The organism is Mesorhizobium sp. M0571 (assembly GCF_040320985.1).
GTDB lineage: Bacteria > Pseudomonadota > Alphaproteobacteria > Rhizobiales > Rhizobiaceae > Mesorhizobium.
Genome location: NZ_JAMYQT010000008.1, coordinates 107,775 through 122,934, shown reverse-complemented (window position 1 = coordinate 122,934; position 15,160 = coordinate 107,775). Strand labels below are relative to the sequence as shown.

The following is a 15,160-nucleotide window of genomic DNA, read 5'->3' as shown; positions in this document are numbered from 1 at the left end:
CATTTACAAAAAAGGCATTTCTCTCTTGTCCACAGCAAAGAAACGATTACTGCGCTCCAGATTCTGCGCAATATCGATGCCGTGATCTCGCGGTGCGGAGGACAACGACGCAGGCAAAATGTCCGGAACCCCAATCGGCCTCACCCAAATCACCAACACAGGACCCCCAAGCATGACGCCAGCGTTGCCAAAACGAAACGAGCCGTTCCGGGCCGGCGAAACCGCGCTGCTGCTGGTCGACATGCAACGGGTCTGGCTGGAGCCCGGCGCCGATCCGGCGCATCCGGAGCGCGGCCCCGACCACTATTTCTACCGGCAGACGGCATCGCAAACGATCCCCAGCCAACAGCGCCTGCTGGCGGCGGCGCGGGCCAACGGCGTCGAGGTGATCCACACGATCATCCAGAGCCTGACCGAGGACGGCCGCGACCGCTCGCTCGACCACAAGCTGACGCCGATCCATATCGCGCCGAGCCGGCCGGAAGGCCTGCCGGTGCCATCGCTGGCGCCGGTCGGCGACGAGATCATGCTGCCGAAGACGTCGTCGGGCGTCTTCAACTCGACCAACATCGACTATGTCTTGAAGAACCTCGGCGTGCGCTACCTGATCGTCGCTGGCATCATGACCGACCAGTGCGTCGACATGGCGGTGCGCGATGCCGCTGATCGCGGCTATCTCGTCACCTGCGTATCGGATGCCTGCGCCGCCGCCTCGCAGGAGCGCCATGATGGCGCGCTCGAGGCCTTCGGCGGCTATTGCTGGGTCGCAGATACCGCCATCGTTACTGCCCGTTTCGAAGCCTTGGGAAAAGCTGCATGACATCGACCGTCGAACCGCTCGTTGCCGTCGTCACCACCGATCTTTCGGCGATCACGCGCGGCCGCTCGGTCGTCGAAAGCAGGCTGCAGAAGATCGCGGCGACCGGCGTCGGCTGGCTGCAGGCCAACCTGTCGCTGACGCCGTTCAACTCGATCGTCGACCCCAATCCGTGGGGTTCGTCCGGCGACGTGCGGCTCATTCCCGATCTCAACGCGCGGTTTCGCACGGCGCTGACCGGATCGGCGACGCCGTTCGACATGGTCGCCGGCAACATTGTCGAACTCGACGGCAGCCCGTGGGTCGGCTGCACGCGGACCATGCTCAGGGGTGCGCTGGCGGAACTGAAGGCAGCAGCCGGGCTTTCCGTTATCGCCGCCTTCGAGCATGAATTCCATATCGAGGCCGACTTCGCACCGGCTCATTCGATGTCGTTCGCCGCACTGCGTCGCGCCGACCCGTTTGCCGCCAATCTGATGGCGGCGCTGGAGGAAGCCGGCGTCGCGCCCGAAGTGGTGATCGCCGAATTCGGCACCGACCAATTCGAGGTGACGTGCGAGCCAGCCGATGCACTTGCCGCGGCCGATCGGGCCGTCGCCATCCGCGAGATCACGCGCGAAGTGGCGCGCACTGCCGGCTGGCGGGCGAGTTTCGCGCCCAAAACCGCTCCCGATGCCGTCGGCAACGGCGTCCACATCCATTTCAGTTTCGTCGACGAGGCCGGCAAACCGGCGACCTACGATCCGGCACAGCCGGGCGGTCTTTCCAGCCAGGCCGCTTCGTTCTGTGCCGGCGTGCTACGCCACTTGCCCGCGATTACTGCCATGACGGCGGCGAGTGTGTCGTCCTACTATCGGCTGAAGCCGCATAGCTGGAGCTCGTCCTATACCTGGCTTGCCGATCGCGACCGCGAGGCCAGCCTGCGCATCTGCCCGACTGTGACGATCGGCGGGCGCGATCCGGCGCGACAATACAACATCGAATACCGGGCCGCCGACGCCACCGGCAATCCCTACCTGTCGCTGGCGGCCATCGTGCGCGCCGGGATGGAGGGCCTGAAGGCCAAGCTGCCGGCGCCGCCGCTGGTCACCGGCGACCCGACGCAGATGAGCGCCGCCGAACGCAACAAGCTTGGCCTCGTGCGGCTGCCGGAAACGCTGCCGGCGGCACTCGACGCACTCCTCGCCGACAAGACCGTCACCGGATGGTTCGCACCGGTCTTCGTCGAGACCTTTGTCGGCCTCAAGCGGCACGAGATCGAGCGCCTCGCCGGCCTGGATCCAGTGGCTGTCTGCGACCTCTACCGGACGCTCTATTGATGGCTGCACAGGTTGCCAGCGCCATTCAGCCTAAAGGTTGGCCTCCGGTGGTCGAAGCGATCAACGAAACGGGTCGTTCCGATATCGTTCTGATATGCGAGCACGCGTCCAATCACATACCGGCCAAGTATGGGCGACTCGGCCTCGACAGCAGCCATTCGCATCGCCATATCGCCTGGGACATCGGCGCCGCCGAAGTGACCCGCACTCTGTCGAAGCTGCTCGATGCTCCGGCTTTCCTCAGCTCCTATTCGCGGCTTTTGATCGATCTCAACCGGCCGCTTGGTTCCAGCGGCAGCATTCCGGTGCTGTCGGAGGACACTGACATCCCCGGCAATATCGACCTTGATGCGGCGGAGCGGAGCCGGCGCGCCGAGATCATGTTCGCACCGTTTCATGACCGCGTGGCCGCTCATCTCGACGACCGGGCGAAGAAGGGCAGACCGACGCGGATCGCGACGATCCATTCCTTCACGCCGGTCTTCCTCGGTGTTAGCAGGTCCTGGCACGCCGGCGTGCTTTACGATCGGGCAATCGATTTCGGCCAGGCCGTGCTTGCCGGCCTGAGCACCGACCGTGCGCTCAATGTCGCGGCGAACGAGCCTTATGTGATCAGCCGCGATGGCGACTACGCCATACCGATCCATGGCGACGATCGCGGCATTCCCGCCATCCTCATCGAGATCAGGCAGGACCTGTTGGCGAGCCGCACCGGCATCGAGGAATGGGCGAAGCGTCTGGCCGCAGCGTTGCCGGCGCAGCAGACAAAGGCTTCGTGAACAAGCTCGGCTACGTGAGCGCAACGCGAGAGCCCAGCCGTCGGTGAAAAGCCTCCACCCGACCTCAGGAAAAGATTTGCGACAGTTCTTCGACGCTGGTGCCTTCCTTGACCTGCCGCAGCTCGACATAGCTAACAGCCGTGGCCACCGACAGCACCATCGACAGTACGGTCGACACCAAGGCTGCCGCCACATCTGCAATGATCCCGCCAAACATGATGATGACCGCCAGCATTACCCACTGGATGACCATCGCGATGACTATCAGGATCAAGAACAGGCCAAATAGCGGCCAGCGGTTGCCCTTGGTCAGGACACGGCTGCGCGACATCGAACCGAACACGCCAAGCCGCTCCTGGATCAGAACCGGCACCGCCACGCACCATCCGAGCCATAAGATGATGCCGGGAACCAGCAAAGCTATCGACGCCAAGCCCGCACCCAGGGCGACGAGGAGGCCAATACCAAGGGTCGTCAGCAAATTGCGGATGGCTATCTGAATGCAGTCGCCAAAGGTCGGCCGCTTGCCGTTCAAGTCCTCGATCGTCGCCCGGACCAGCGCCGACTGGAGCAGCAGCGCGAAAACGAACGATAGCAATCCCGCAATAATCGTAATCCATGAATTCCGAAACATCATCGAGGGATCGGCCGCGGCGCCGGGGTCGCCCTGCAGAACCGCATCTATTTGCGGTTGGCTCCACAGCCGAAGAACAATCGCCGGCAAGCCTGAAAACAGCAGCGCGAGCCCAAGGCACAAGCCGATGTTGCGGCCGATCACGGCGAAGCTGTTGTTGAACACCCTGCCGATCTCGAATTTCTCAGGCCGTTCCAGTGTCGTTGAAGCCATGATTTCCCCCCCGTGTTTCGCCGTAGCAGTATCACGGCGCCCTAATAGTAGTTCTGCCAAGATTAACGGTGGGCGTCCAGCCCACTTGCAATTCTTGTGCTGCATTGTCAGTGTCGGCTGGGAACCACAGGTTGCAGGGGAGCGGGTGGCGGTGGCACAGCCAGGCACAGCGGAAGCCGAATGGCTGACCAATCTGCACAAGCAGCTGATCGCGGATAGTTCGATCCAGTTCGATCTGCCGGCCTATGTGCCGCCCCGGCCGCCGGACTGGCTGAAGCCGCTGCTCGACCTTTTGTCGTGGCTCGGTCCTTACATGATCTATCTGTTCTGGGGCGCCGTGATATCAGGCGTCGCCATCATCCTGCTCCTGGTCTTCCTCGAGGTGAAAGGCATCGCCTGGCGCCTGCCGTGGCAGCGCGCGCGGCCCGAGGTCGAGGCCGAAGAGACCTGGCGTCCCGACGCCGGCGCCGCGCAGATCCTGCTGTCGGAAGCCGATGCGCTGGCGGCGCGCGGCGACTATGACGAAGCAGTTCACCTGCTGCTTCGGCGCAGCGTCGCCGATATTGCCGGCCGGCTGCCCGATTTCCTGCGCCCGTCGCTTACCGCGCGCGACATCGCCAGTGCCCCTTCCCTGCCGGCACGGGCGCGCAGCGCTTTTACCGAGATCGCCCGCATCGTCGAAGCCGCGCTGTTCGCGCGCCGGCCGGTCGGCGCGGAAGGCTGGCGGCAAGCACGCGGCGCCTATGAACGTTTTGCCTTCCGGGATGCCTGGACGTGAGCGCACCGGCGGTCGAGGCGCAGGAGCCGTTCAATCGAAAAACGCTGTTTTGGGGGATTTTCGCCAGCCTGCTTGCGGCAGCCGGTTTCTTCCTGCTGTCCACCTATGCCCCCGATTTCCGGCAACCCGGTAATGGCGGCGCCACGCCGCTGTCGAAAAGCGGCGTTGGCTACGCCGGTCTGGCGGAGTGGCTGCGGCTCACCGGCGAAGCGCCGGCCATGGCGCGGACCGAGGACGATCTCGGCACCGACATGCTGCTGATCGTCACCATCTCGCCCGACAGCGATCCGGAGGCGCTCGACCACATCGTAAAACTTCGCCAGGACCAGCACACCCTCTTCGTGCTGCCCAAATGGCAGATCCTGCCGCTGCAGGAGCACGAAGGATGGAACATGAAATTCGGGCGATTGCCCGGTTCGGTGGTGAACGAATGGCTTGGTCGGATCGCCGATGCAAAGATCGGTGCCGGCCAGAGTACGGCAAAGCAGCTCGACATCGAGGGCCGGCTCGTCAACGCCCCGGACGAATTGCAGTGGGTACCGGACGAACACCCGGTCATTGCAGCCGGGAAAGGCCAGGCCGTCCTGACCCAAGTGGGGAACAAGCAGTTCTATATCCTGACGGACCCCGATCTGATCAACAATGCCGCGCTCGGGGATCCCGACAAGGCGGCGGCCGCGCTCGATCTGATCTCGTGGCTGCAGCCCGACGACGGGCCGGTGATGTTCGATCTGACGCTGCACGGCGCGGGGCGGAAGTACGATCTGGCCAAGCTTCTGGTCGAGCCGCCGTTCCTGGCGCTGACATTGACGATCCTGATCGCTGCGGCGCTGGCGTTCCTGCATGGCCTTGGCCGGTTCGGCCCGCCGCGTGCCGATCAGCGCGCGATTGCTTTCGGCAAACGTGCGCTGGTCGATACGACGGCGATGCTCATGCGGCGCGCCGGCCGGCTGGACGAGCTGGGCGACCGCTATGCGGCCTTGATGCGGGTGCGCGCCGGCGCACTGCTCGGGGCACCGCAAGGATTGCAAGGCAAAGCGCTCGACCACTGGCTCGACTCTCGCGATAAGGAGCAAGTCGATGGATTTACGACGCGCTCGCAAGCCGCAGGCGAGGCGAAGAATTTGAACCAGATGCAACAGGCGGCAGAGCGGCTGCACGACTGGACGGCAAGGAGGCTCGGTGAACGTCGATGATGTGAAGGCCCTGGCGACACGGATCAGGGGAGAAGTGGCCAAGGCGATTACCGGGCAGCACGATACGGTCGACCTGATGCTGATCGCCTTGTTTGCGGGCGGGCATATCCTGCTGGAAGGTCCTCCGGGCACGGCCAAGACAATGACCGCGCGCTGCTTCGCCCAGGCCCTCGGGGTGGCCTACGGGCGGATCCAGTTCACCCCGGACCTGATGCCCGGCGATATCGTCGGCTCGAACATCTACAACTTCCAGACCGGACAGTTCACGCTGACGCGCGGCCCGATCTTCTGCGATCTCCTGCTTGCCGACGAAATCAACCGCACGCCGCCCAAGACGCAAGCCGCATTGCTCGAGGCGATGCAGGAACATGCGGTTACGTTCGACGGTACCACGCATTCGCTCGGCCGCAATTTCATGGTCGTCGCGACCCAGAATCCGATCGAGCACCAGGGTGTCTATCCGCTGCCCGAGGCGCAGCTCGACCGCTTCCTGTTCAAGCACCGCGTCAGCTATCCCGGCCCCGAGGAAGAACGCGCCATCATCGTCCATCACGGCGGCGGCTCCGCCTCACATGACATCGCGCAATACGGCATCAAGGCACAGACGGACCGGGAGATGCTGCAGGAGGCACTTGCAACCGTCGGCTCCGTCACCCTTGTCGACGACGTCGTCGGCTACATTGCGGCCCTGGTACGCGCCACGCGTGAAAATGCCGATCTGGAAGTCGGGGCCAGTCCACGCGCCGGTGCCATGCTGGCACGGGCGGCGCGTGCCCGGGCGGCGCTGGACGGGCGCGCCTATGTGATCCCCGACGACGTCAAGGCACTGGCGGTGCCGGCGCTGCGCCATCGCGTCATCCTTTCGCCTGCCGCACAGATCGATGGCCGTCTGGTCGAGCAGATCGTCTCCGATCTGGTCGACCAGACGGAAGCACCACGTTGATCTATCCCAGCGGCCGAGCCGTATGGGCAGCCGCTGCCGGCGCAGTGCCGGCCTTCCTGGTCGCGCTGGCACTGCCGTCGTTCTGGTATCTTGGATTGCTGTGGGGTTGCCTGCTGCTTGCCTTCCTGGCGGTGGATGCCGCGGCGGGACGCGGGCGGGCATCGCTGAATGCCAGCATCGACGCGCCACAGCAGGTCGGGGTCGGCGGGCAGTTCAGCGCGCACGTCGCCGCCCGTTACTCAGGCCGGCCGCGCGCAATGGAGGCTCGCGTCGGGCACGATGCGCGCCTGGCGTCGGTGGGCGACAGCGGCGGGGCATTGCTGGCAACCGCCGGAGGCGGGTCGCTCGACCTCCGCTTCCAGGCGCTGCGGCGCGGCGTCGCCAGCTTCGACCGTCTTTGGCTGCGCTGGCGCGGGCCGTTCGGGCTGGTCTGGAACCAGGTCGTGCTGCCGGTGGAAAGCAAGGTAGCGGTGCTGCCCGACGTCAGCAGCGCCCGCGGCGAGGCGATCGCGCTGCTGCAGTATGCGGCCCTCGCCGAAGGCCATGCGCAGCGCCGCGCCGGTCAAGGCCGGGAGTTCGACGCGCTCAAGGATTACCAGCCCGGCATGGGCCGGCGAATGATCGACTGGAAGCGCAGCGCCCGCCACGGCAAGCTCCTGGCGCGCGAGTTCCGCATCGAGGAGAACAACAACATCGTGCTGGCCATCGATAGCGGACGCCTGATGTGCGAGCCGGTCGACGGGGTGCCGAAGGTGGACCGGGCGGTGACGGCCGCCTTGCTGTCGGCATTCATCGCGCTGAAGGGCGGCGACATGGTCAGCCTGTTCGGCTTCGATGCCCGGCCGCGCGTTTCGAGCGGCGCGGTGCGCGGCTCCGCCAGCTTTGCGATGATCCAGAAACGGGCCGCCGAGATCGACTATTCCAGCGAGGAGACCAATTTCACCCTGGCGCTGACGACGCTCGCGGCACGGCTCGACCGCCGTTCGCTGGTCATCATCTTCACCGATTTCGTCGATCCGATCAGCGCGGAATTGATGCTGCGGACCGTGGGCCGGCTCACCGAACGGCATCTGGTGCTGTTCATGATGATGAAGGACACCGAAGTGGAGGGCCTGGCCGACATGCCGCCACGCTCCGGCGAGGATGTTGCCCGCGCGGTCGTCGCCGGAGGGCTTTTGCGCGAAAGGCAGGTCGTCATCGGCCGGCTGCGGCTGCTTGGGGCGCATGTGATCGAAGCCGACCACAACCGGCTGGGCCCTGCGCTGGTCGAGCGTTACCTGCAATTCAAGCAGGAGGATTTGCTGTGACGGCGCCAGGACCCGGCAATGCTGTACGCGGCGACGCGGTACGCCAGTCGCTGGCCAGCTTCCGCCGGGAGCGCGAGGCCGACTGGAAAGCATTCGAGGCGCTGCTCGCGCGTGTCGAGAAGCGCGCGCCGCGGACGCTTTCCGAAGAGGAGCTGCTGTCGCTGCCGCTGCTCTATCGATCGGCATTATCTTCCCTTTCGGTGGCACGGGCGACGTCGCTCGACAACGCGCTGATCGGCTATCTCGAAGCGCTGTCGCTGCGAGGTTATTTCTATCTCTACGGCGCGCGTCGCGGGTTGCGGCAGCGGATTGCCGATTTCTTCCTGCACGACTGGCCCGGGGCCATTCGCGATCTGTGGCGCGAGACATTGGCGTCGGTCGTGCTGATGGTGATCGGCGTTGGTGCAGGCGCCTGGCTGGTGGCATCCGACAAGAGCTGGTTCGACGCGATCATCCCGTCCAGCCTGGCGGGGGGCCGCGGCCCCGATGCCTCGGCCGAACTGCTGCGCAGCATGCTTTATGATGGCGACAACGGCTTTCTCTCAGGCTTTGCCGCCTATCTGTTCACGCACAACGTCCAGGTCGCAATCCTGGCCTTCGCCCTTGGCTTTGCCTTCGCCGTGCCGACGGTACTGCTGATGCTGTTCAACGGCTGCATGATCGGCGCGTTGTTCGAAGTGTACTGGTCCAAGGGACTTGGCATGGAGCTCGGCGGGTGGCTGGCCATCCACGGCACCACCGAATTGTTCGCGATCGCTTTGGCCGGCGCGGCCGGGATGCGCATCGGCACCAGCATCGCCTTTCCCGGCGAATTGACACGCATGGCGGCAGCGGCTCGTGCCGGACGCATCGCCGCGAACGCCATGGTCGGCGTCTCGGTCATGCTGCTGTTTGCCGGGCTGCTCGAGGGCATCGGCAGGCAGACCATCACCAGCGACGTTACGCGCTATGCCATTGGCGGTGGCATGCTGGCGCTGTGGATCGGTTATTTCTATTTGTTCCGGGCGGTGCGGCATGGCGATCGTTAGACGCGCCGCCTTTGCGGCTATACGGCCGCTGATCACGCCCGAAGGCGTCGACCTTCGGATTAGGCTCGCCGACGCCGGCACGCGGGCTGCCGCCTTCCTCCTCGACGTCGTGTTCATCGCCGTGGCTGCAATCGTGATCACGATCGTCGCGCTGTTTGGGGTTGGAGGCCTTGGCAGCGAGGGATTTCAGCCACTCTTCGTCGTCTGGATTATCCTGATCTTCTTTCTGCGCAATGCCTACTTCATCATCTTCGAAGCGGGCCGGCGCGCGTCTACGCCCGGCAAGCGGATCGTCGGCATCCGGGTCGCGTCACGTAGCGGAGACGGCCTGTCGATCGACCAGGTCATCGCCCGCAACCTGATGCGCGAGATCGAGGTGTTCCTGCCGCTGTCGATCATCGTTGGACGCAGCGGGACCGACCTTGCCGACACGCTGACGACGGTGTTCGGCCTAGTGTGGACGCTGCTGTTTGCCTTGTTTCCGCTCTTCAATCGCGACCGCATGCGGATCGGCGACCTGTTGGCGGGGACCTGGGTGGTCGAGGCGCCGAAGCGCGCCTTGCTGGAAGATCTGTCGGCCCGGCAGGATGCGGGCTCTGGCGCGTTCCGGTTCAGCCACGCCCAGCTCGATGCCTATGGAATTGCCGAACTCCACAAGCTGGAGGAGGTGCTGCGCCGCGACGACTATTTCGCTCTGCGGACCGTTGCCGAAACGATCGGACGCAAGATCGGCGCAGCGCCACAAGCCCATGACGCGCGCACATTCCTGACGGCGTATTATGGGGAGCTACGAGCCCATCTCGAGCGCAAGCTGCTGCTGGGCAACCGCAGGGCCGACAAGCATGCGCGGTAGACCGGAGGAGGGACGAGATGCAGGTCAAAATTAGCGCGACTGAGGAATCCAGGATAGATCGCGCAATTCAGGCGGCGGTCTCTGGGTCTTGGGAAGAATTCAGCAGCCTCACCGACACTCCCTTTCCAAACGACGAATCGATGCGAGAGCAATTCGACGATTCCTTCCCCCGACTTCAGCAAGCGGGAGGAAATTGGAAACGAGAAATGGGCGTTGAGATCCTGGATGACGGAGCGCGCTTAATAATAGCGAGAATAGAAGCGCCGCCCACGGTGGATATCGTTTTTTCACTGCACAGCACGAGCGAATTCAGTGACAGCACAATCGACATTCGGACATTTTTTCAGCAGCTGAATTGGGACTCCTAGCTATCAGCTCCGGCATTTCCAACCAGCGCTACCTCCTGCCCTACCCCACCCACTTCTCGTAGTCGGATACCAGCAGGTGCAGCGGCGCTGTGTCCTCGTCGATGTCCGCGAAGCGGCCGATCGGTTCGCGGAAGACATTGTCGGTGAGATCGTCGTTGACGGTCGAGACCTCGCCGATCAGCACGTCCTTGCCCTCGGCCCAGAAGGCATGCCAGACGCCAGGCAGCAAAGTGACGCTCTGGCCCGGGTCGAGCTTCAGGAGCCCACCCGCAGGCAGCCTGTGGATCGTTCCGTCGACAGGCACCGATACTTCGGCCTTCGGATCGATGCCGCCATCGCGATCGTGCATGAACAGCTCCAGCACCAGCTTGCCGCCGCCACGGTTGATGATGTCTTCGGCCTTGATGTTGTGGCGGTGCATCGGCGACAGCTGATCCTTGCGCGAGATCATGATCTTCTCGGCATAGAGCATGCCCATGCCCTTCTTCATGTCCTCGTAGCGGCCGTTGCGGACGGTGAACAGGAAGAGGCCGAGATCGTTGAACTTGCCCTGGCCGTAATCGGTGATGTCCCAGCCAAGCCGCGAGGAAAAGATCGCCGACGAATCCTGCCGGCGCGCCTTCATATCTTCCGGGGTCCAGTAGGCGAAGGGCGGCATGATGTAGCCGAACGAACGAATGAAGGCGTCGGCGTCGCGGATGATATCGTTGATGGCGGAGCGTTTCATGGTCGTGGTTCCTTCCCGTCGCGTTCCAAACGCTAACCGCATAGCCGAACGCCCATCCGGTGTCGATGCAAACTGCGGTCGCTGGCCCCATGACATGCGGTCCGATCAGGGCCATAAGGTCAACCAATTTTCCGATGGTGGGACCATGCGCAGCATAGACGACCTCGATACGCCGGCGATCCTGATCGATACCGGCCGCGCCGAAGCCAATATCGCGCGGGCGCAGGCCCATGCCGACCGGCACGGGCTGAAGCTCAGGCCGCACATCAAGACCCACAAGCTGCCCTACTGGGCAAAAAAGCAGGTCGCGGCCGGCGCCGTCGGCATCACCTGCCAGAAGATCGGCGAAGCCGAGGTCATGGCCGACGCCGGGCTGACCGACATTTTTCTGCCCTACAACATTCTGGGCAGAGCCAAGCTCGAGCGCTTGCTGGCGCTGCACCGGCGGGTGGCCCTGTCGGTGACGGCTGACAGCATGGAAACGCTTAACGGGCTCGCCGCAACCTTCAGCGATCCCGGCCACCGCCTGCCGGTGCTGGTGGAATGCGACACCGGCAGGGGCCGCTGCGGTGTGCAATCGGCCGGCGAAGCTGTCGCGCTGGCCAGGGAGATCGACAAGGCCACGGGGCTCGTCTTCGGCGGCCTGATGACCTACCCGGCGGCGGGCCGCGCCGCCGAGACCGAAGCCTGGCTTTCCTTGGCGCGCGATGTCCTTGCGGAGACAGGCCTAGCCTGCGAGTGCATCTCCAGCGGTGGCACGCCGGATATTTGGCGCTCGGGTCAGGACAGCGTCGTTACCGAGTACCGGCCCGGCACCTACATCTATCTCGACCGCTATCAGGTCGCCAAAGGCGTCGGCAGCCTCGACGACTGCGCGCTGACGGTGCTGTCGACGGTGGTCAGCCACCCGACGCCGACACGCGCCATTCTCGACGCCGGCAGCAAGGCCCTGTCCAGCGACACGCTGGGGCTCGCCGACTTCGGCGAGCTGCTGGGCATTCCCGGCGCGAAGGTGACCGGCCTCAGCGAAGAGCATGGCAATGTCACGCTGTCAGGCGACGCCAAGCTTCGCATCGGCGAGCGCGTGCGCGTCGTGCCCGACCATTGCTGCGTCGTCACCAATCTGTTCGACGAGGTGCATCTGATCGAAGGCGACAGGGTGCTGGAAACGTTGGCGGTGGCAGCACGCGGGCGTATGGCCTGATCCCGTCGGTTGGCTACCGTTCGGCTTGCCTCGCCGCGACGCGGCGCATCGAAATGACCCGGCGGCGCCGGATCTCGGTGCGCATCGCCATCAGATGCAGCGCGAAGAACAATACGGTGAAGCCGACCGCCATCACCAGCAACGGCCACAACAGGCTTGGATCGATGGTCGGCCCGCCGAGCCGGAACACTGAAGCCGGCTGATGCAGCGTGTTCCACCAGTCGACCGAGAATTTGATGATCGGGATGTTGATGAAGCCGACCAGGGTGATGATTGCCGCAGCCCAGGCGGCGCGCCCGGCATCGTCGAGCGCGCGGGTCAGCGCGATAATGCCGAGATACATCAGGAACAGGATGAAGACCGAGGTCAGCCGCGCATCCCACACCCACCAGGTGCCCCACATCGGCTTACCCCAGATCGAACCGGTGATCAGCGCAAGGGCGGTGAAGACGGCGCCGATGGGTGCCGCCGATTTCAACGCCACGTCGGCCAGCGGATGGCGCCAGACCAGCGTGCCCAGCGCCGAGACCGCCATCAGCGTGTAGCACATCATGGCAAGCCAGGCGAAAGGCACGTGGATATACATGATGCGCACGGTGATGCCCTGCTGGAAATCCTCAGGCGCCGTGAAGCTCATATAGAGACCGACAGCGAGGATGATGGCGGCCACGCTCGCCAGCCACGGCACGACCTTGTCGGCCAGCCCGACGAACCGCGTCGGGTTGGCAAGGTCCATCCAGCCGGAGAGGCGTGAAGTCGTGTCGCTCATGCGGCCTTACATAGACCGCCGGCGGAGTTGCGGCAACCACAGCGCCGAGACGCGTCTCTCCTTCTCCCCTTGTGGGAGAAGGTGGATCGGCGCGTTAGCGCCGAGCCGGATGAGGGGTGCTGGACGGAGTGAGGCGCCATGACCCTATCTGCCGTGCGCCTGAATCTCGATTTTGGATGGAGGTTGACGTCAAGCTGGAGCACCCCTCATCCAACCGAGCTTCGCTCGGCCACCTTCTCCCACAAGGGGAGAAGGAGAACCGCGCCACGCTCAGGCGGCTTCGTTCACCGCACGGCTGAGGCGGCGAACCTCCTCGTCGTTGAGCAGGCCGCCGGCGCGCAGCAGGCTGGCGAAGCGGCCATTGCGCAGCGACAGTTCGGTGAACCCGCCCATCTCGACCACCCGGCCCTTGTCCATGAACACGACCAGATCGGCGTCGCGAACGGTGGTCAGGCGGTGGGCGATGATGAAGGTGGTGCGGCCGCGCCGCAACTCGTCGATGGCTTCCTTGACGCGGTCTTCCGTCTCGACATCGAGCGCGCTGGTCGCCTCGTCGAGAACCAGGATGGGCGCGTCCTTCAGCACGGCGCGGGCAATTGCGATGCGCTGACGCTCGCCGCCGGACAGCTGTCCGCCGCGCTCGCCGACGACCGTGTCGTAGCCCTCGCTCTTCGACAGGATGAAATCCTGCGCGGCGGCGGCGTTGGCCGCGGCATGGACCTCGTCATAGGTCGCCTCGGCACGGCCGACGCGGATGTTGTCCTCGATCGAGCGGTTGAGCAGGCCGGCATCCTGGAACACGGTGGCGATCGAATGGCGCAGCGACTTGCGGGTCACCGTGCGGGTATCGATGCCGTCGATCAGGATGCGTCCGCCGGACGGGGCAAAGACGCGCTGCAAAAGGTTGATGAGCGTCGTCTTGCCGGCGCCCGTCGGGCCGACGATAGCGACGGTCTGACCGGCCTGGACCTCGAACGACGCGTCGTCGACGCCCTGCCCGGAATTGCCGAACTCGAAGCAGACATTCTCGAAACGCACATGGCCGGTGACGTTGACGAGGTCGCGCAGCCCGTCGGGCTCGGCGGCATCGGAAGCGGAGTCTTCGAGATGATAGAATTCCTCGAGCTTGGCGCGTGCCTCGGAAATCTGGTTGGCGAAAGCCGACATCTGGTCGAGCCGGGCAATCAGCAGCGTGGCAAAGCCGGTAAAGGCTATGACGTCGCCGATGCGCAACTGGCCGTGCGTCACCAGGTAGGCGCCAATCAGAAGCACCACCATCATCGAAATCGTCGACGACAGGCGATGCAGCGCGTTGGCCATTGCCCACCAGTCGAGCACCGGATTCTGCACATCGAGCAGATTCTTGACGTAGCGCTTCAGCGCCTCGGTCTCGTGGCCGATGCGGTTATAGCTCTGCAGGACGGCGACGTTGCTGACCGAGTCGGTCACATGCGCAAACACCTTGTGGTAGTGACGCTCCACGGCCGCCTGGCCTTCCTTGGTGCGCCGCATCACCAGCCGTCCGATGCCGACATAGAGCGCGCCAAGCGCCAGCAGCACCATCGACATGCGGATATCCATGCTGAGCGCCGTGGGCACCAGCAGAACCAACGCGACCGCTGTCGACAGGTGCTGCCTCATGAATTCGAGCCAGAGGCTGAACAGGGTCTCGACCGCCCGCAGAAGCGTATGCAGGGAATTGGAGGTGCCGCGCTGATGATGCCAGGCAAGCGGCATGGTGATCACGCGCTCGAACGACTGGCAAAGAACCTCGCTGCGCCGCTGGTGGGCAAAGCGATCGGCGCCGCGCGCCACCAGAACGAAGGCGACGATATTGAAAGCGCCGATGCCGGCCCACATTGCGAGCGTCGAGAACACCGAGCCGCGGTCCGAAATGGCATCGATCACCCGGCCGAACATGATCGGCTCGAGGATGGCGATAATGGCAAGCGTGACATTCGCCCCGCAGATAAACGCAACGCGTTTCCTGTCGGCGGCGAGATAACCGAGCGCTCGCCAGTAGATTTGCAGAAGTGACACTTCAGCTACTCCGCCAATTATTTATGGTGCAGTGCGTCATTTTTTGACTCGTACCGGTTGACGCATCGCAAAACAATGCTCGTCTACCTCTTCCGTTCCCAATCCGCGAACAAAAGATGACGACGCTTCGAAATTTGCCGTGATCGTCTAACAGTTTGAGATAAAAGGTGAAATGTCAGCGTTGC

General features: G+C 64.2%; 15 protein-coding genes. 11 read left to right on the top strand and 4 right to left on the bottom strand.

Annotation, left to right across the window (positions count from 1 at the left end):
* Positions 1–172 precede the first annotated feature (172 nt).
* From NKI85_RS12390 to NKI85_RS12380, 3 genes are read left to right on the top strand one after another with little or no spacing between them, the layout of a single operon-like run.
* Positions 173–820 carry a cysteine hydrolase family protein gene (locus NKI85_RS12390; RefSeq protein WP_352525357.1) on the top strand — a complete coding sequence of 216 codons (648 nt, stop codon included), beginning with the start codon at positions 173–175 and terminating at the stop codon, positions 818–820.
* Positions 817–2,136, top strand: coding sequence for a type I glutamate--ammonia ligase (locus NKI85_RS12385; RefSeq protein ID WP_352525359.1), 1,320 nt, complete (start codon positions 817–819; stop codon positions 2,134–2,136). The genes NKI85_RS12390 and NKI85_RS12385 overlap by 4 nt, the downstream gene beginning before the upstream one ends.
* Complete coding sequence (locus tag NKI85_RS12380; protein ID WP_352525361.1) at positions 2,136–2,915, top strand: N-formylglutamate amidohydrolase; 780 nt, start codon at positions 2,136–2,138, stop codon at positions 2,913–2,915. Before NKI85_RS12385 ends, NKI85_RS12380 begins: the two co-directional genes overlap by 1 nt.
* Positions 2,916–2,979: 64 nt before the next feature.
* Here the strand turns inward: NKI85_RS12380 and NKI85_RS12375 are convergent, their stop codons facing one another.
* The gene (locus NKI85_RS12375; protein WP_352525363.1) at positions 2,980–3,867 is read right to left on the bottom strand and encodes a hypothetical protein; all 888 of its coding nucleotides are present in this window, start codon (positions 3,865–3,867) and stop codon (positions 2,980–2,982) included.
* A gap of 46 nt (positions 3,868–3,913) precedes the next feature.
* Between NKI85_RS12375 and NKI85_RS12370 the strand changes: the two genes are divergently transcribed.
* The 7 genes from NKI85_RS12370 to NKI85_RS12340 are packed head-to-tail and all read left to right on the top strand — an operon-like array spanning position 3,914 to position 10,235.
* On the top strand, positions 3,914–4,540 hold the full coding sequence (locus NKI85_RS12370) for a DUF4129 domain-containing protein (protein ID WP_352525365.1): 627 nt from the start codon (positions 3,914–3,916) through the stop codon (positions 4,538–4,540).
* Positions 4,537–5,736 (top strand): DUF4350 domain-containing protein, encoded by a 1,200-nt coding sequence (locus NKI85_RS12365; protein WP_352525366.1) that lies wholly within the window; start codon positions 4,537–4,539, stop codon positions 5,734–5,736. Before NKI85_RS12370 ends, NKI85_RS12365 begins: the two co-directional genes overlap by 4 nt.
* On the top strand, positions 5,723–6,679 hold the full coding sequence (locus NKI85_RS12360; RefSeq protein ID WP_352776783.1) for an AAA family ATPase: 957 nt from the start codon (positions 5,723–5,725) through the stop codon (positions 6,677–6,679). The genes NKI85_RS12365 and NKI85_RS12360 overlap by 14 nt, the downstream gene beginning before the upstream one ends.
* Positions 6,680–6,723: 44 nt before the next feature.
* The gene (locus NKI85_RS12355) at positions 6,724–7,986 is read left to right on the top strand and encodes a DUF58 domain-containing protein (protein WP_352525368.1); all 1,263 of its coding nucleotides are present in this window, start codon (positions 6,724–6,726) and stop codon (positions 7,984–7,986) included.
* Positions 7,983–9,014 carry a stage II sporulation protein M gene (locus tag NKI85_RS12350; RefSeq protein WP_352525370.1) on the top strand — a complete coding sequence of 344 codons (1,032 nt, stop codon included), beginning with the start codon at positions 7,983–7,985 and terminating at the stop codon, positions 9,012–9,014. Before NKI85_RS12355 ends, NKI85_RS12350 begins: the two co-directional genes overlap by 4 nt.
* Positions 9,001–9,867, top strand: coding sequence for an RDD family protein (locus NKI85_RS12345; RefSeq protein ID WP_352525372.1), 867 nt, complete (start codon positions 9,001–9,003; stop codon positions 9,865–9,867). The genes NKI85_RS12350 and NKI85_RS12345 overlap by 14 nt, the downstream gene beginning before the upstream one ends.
* A gap of 17 nt (positions 9,868–9,884) precedes the next feature.
* On the top strand, positions 9,885–10,235 hold the full coding sequence (locus NKI85_RS12340) for a hypothetical protein (protein WP_352525374.1): 351 nt from the start codon (positions 9,885–9,887) through the stop codon (positions 10,233–10,235).
* Between the two features lie 40 nt (positions 10,236–10,275).
* Here the strand turns inward: NKI85_RS12340 and NKI85_RS12335 are convergent, their stop codons facing one another.
* Positions 10,276–10,962 carry a D-lyxose/D-mannose family sugar isomerase gene (locus tag NKI85_RS12335; protein WP_352525376.1) on the bottom strand — a complete coding sequence of 229 codons (687 nt, stop codon included), beginning with the start codon at positions 10,960–10,962 and terminating at the stop codon, positions 10,276–10,278.
* A 145-nt stretch (positions 10,963–11,107) separates the two neighbouring features.
* Here NKI85_RS12335 and NKI85_RS12330 point away from each other — a divergent pair, with 145 nt between their 5' ends.
* Positions 11,108–12,166, top strand: a complete 1,059-nt coding sequence (locus NKI85_RS12330) for a D-TA family PLP-dependent enzyme (RefSeq protein WP_352525378.1) — start codon at positions 11,108–11,110, stop codon at positions 12,164–12,166.
* A gap of 13 nt (positions 12,167–12,179) precedes the next feature.
* Here the strand turns inward: NKI85_RS12330 and NKI85_RS12325 are convergent, their stop codons facing one another.
* Both NKI85_RS12325 and NKI85_RS12320 read right to left on the bottom strand, forming a co-directional pair.
* Entirely contained in the window at positions 12,180–12,935 is a 756-nt protein-coding gene (locus NKI85_RS12325) for a heme ABC transporter permease (RefSeq protein ID WP_352525380.1), read from the bottom strand.
* A gap of 270 nt (positions 12,936–13,205) precedes the next feature.
* Positions 13,206–14,975, bottom strand: coding sequence for a glucan ABC transporter ATP-binding protein/ permease (locus NKI85_RS12320; protein WP_352776782.1), 1,770 nt, complete (start codon positions 14,973–14,975; stop codon positions 13,206–13,208).
* Positions 14,976–15,160: the final 185 nt, after the last annotated feature.

What these genes read in the sequence shown, in the direction of transcription:
- NKI85_RS12390 (WP_352525357.1), top strand. Translation starts at nt 173, where the DNA reads ATGACGCCAGCGTTGCCAAAACGAAACGAGCCGTTCCGGGCCGGCGAA.
- NKI85_RS12385 (WP_352525359.1), top strand. Translation starts at nt 817, where the DNA reads ATGACATCGACCGTCGAACCGCTCGTTGCCGTCGTCACCACCGATCTT.
- NKI85_RS12380 (WP_352525361.1), top strand. Translation starts at nt 2,136, where the DNA reads ATGGCTGCACAGGTTGCCAGCGCCATTCAGCCTAAAGGTTGGCCTCCG.
- NKI85_RS12375 (WP_352525363.1), bottom strand. Translation starts at nt 3,867, where the DNA reads ATGCAGCACAAGAATTGCAAGTGGGCTGGACGCCCACCGTTAATCTTG.
- NKI85_RS12345 (WP_352525372.1), top strand. Translation starts at nt 9,001, where the DNA reads ATGGCGATCGTTAGACGCGCCGCCTTTGCGGCTATACGGCCGCTGATC.
- NKI85_RS12340 (WP_352525374.1), top strand. Translation starts at nt 9,885, where the DNA reads ATGCAGGTCAAAATTAGCGCGACTGAGGAATCCAGGATAGATCGCGCA.
- NKI85_RS12335 (WP_352525376.1), bottom strand. Translation starts at nt 10,962, where the DNA reads ATGAAACGCTCCGCCATCAACGATATCATCCGCGACGCCGACGCCTTC.
- NKI85_RS12330 (WP_352525378.1), top strand. Translation starts at nt 11,108, where the DNA reads ATGCGCAGCATAGACGACCTCGATACGCCGGCGATCCTGATCGATACC.
- NKI85_RS12325 (WP_352525380.1), bottom strand. Translation starts at nt 12,935, where the DNA reads ATGAGCGACACGACTTCACGCCTCTCCGGCTGGATGGACCTTGCCAAC.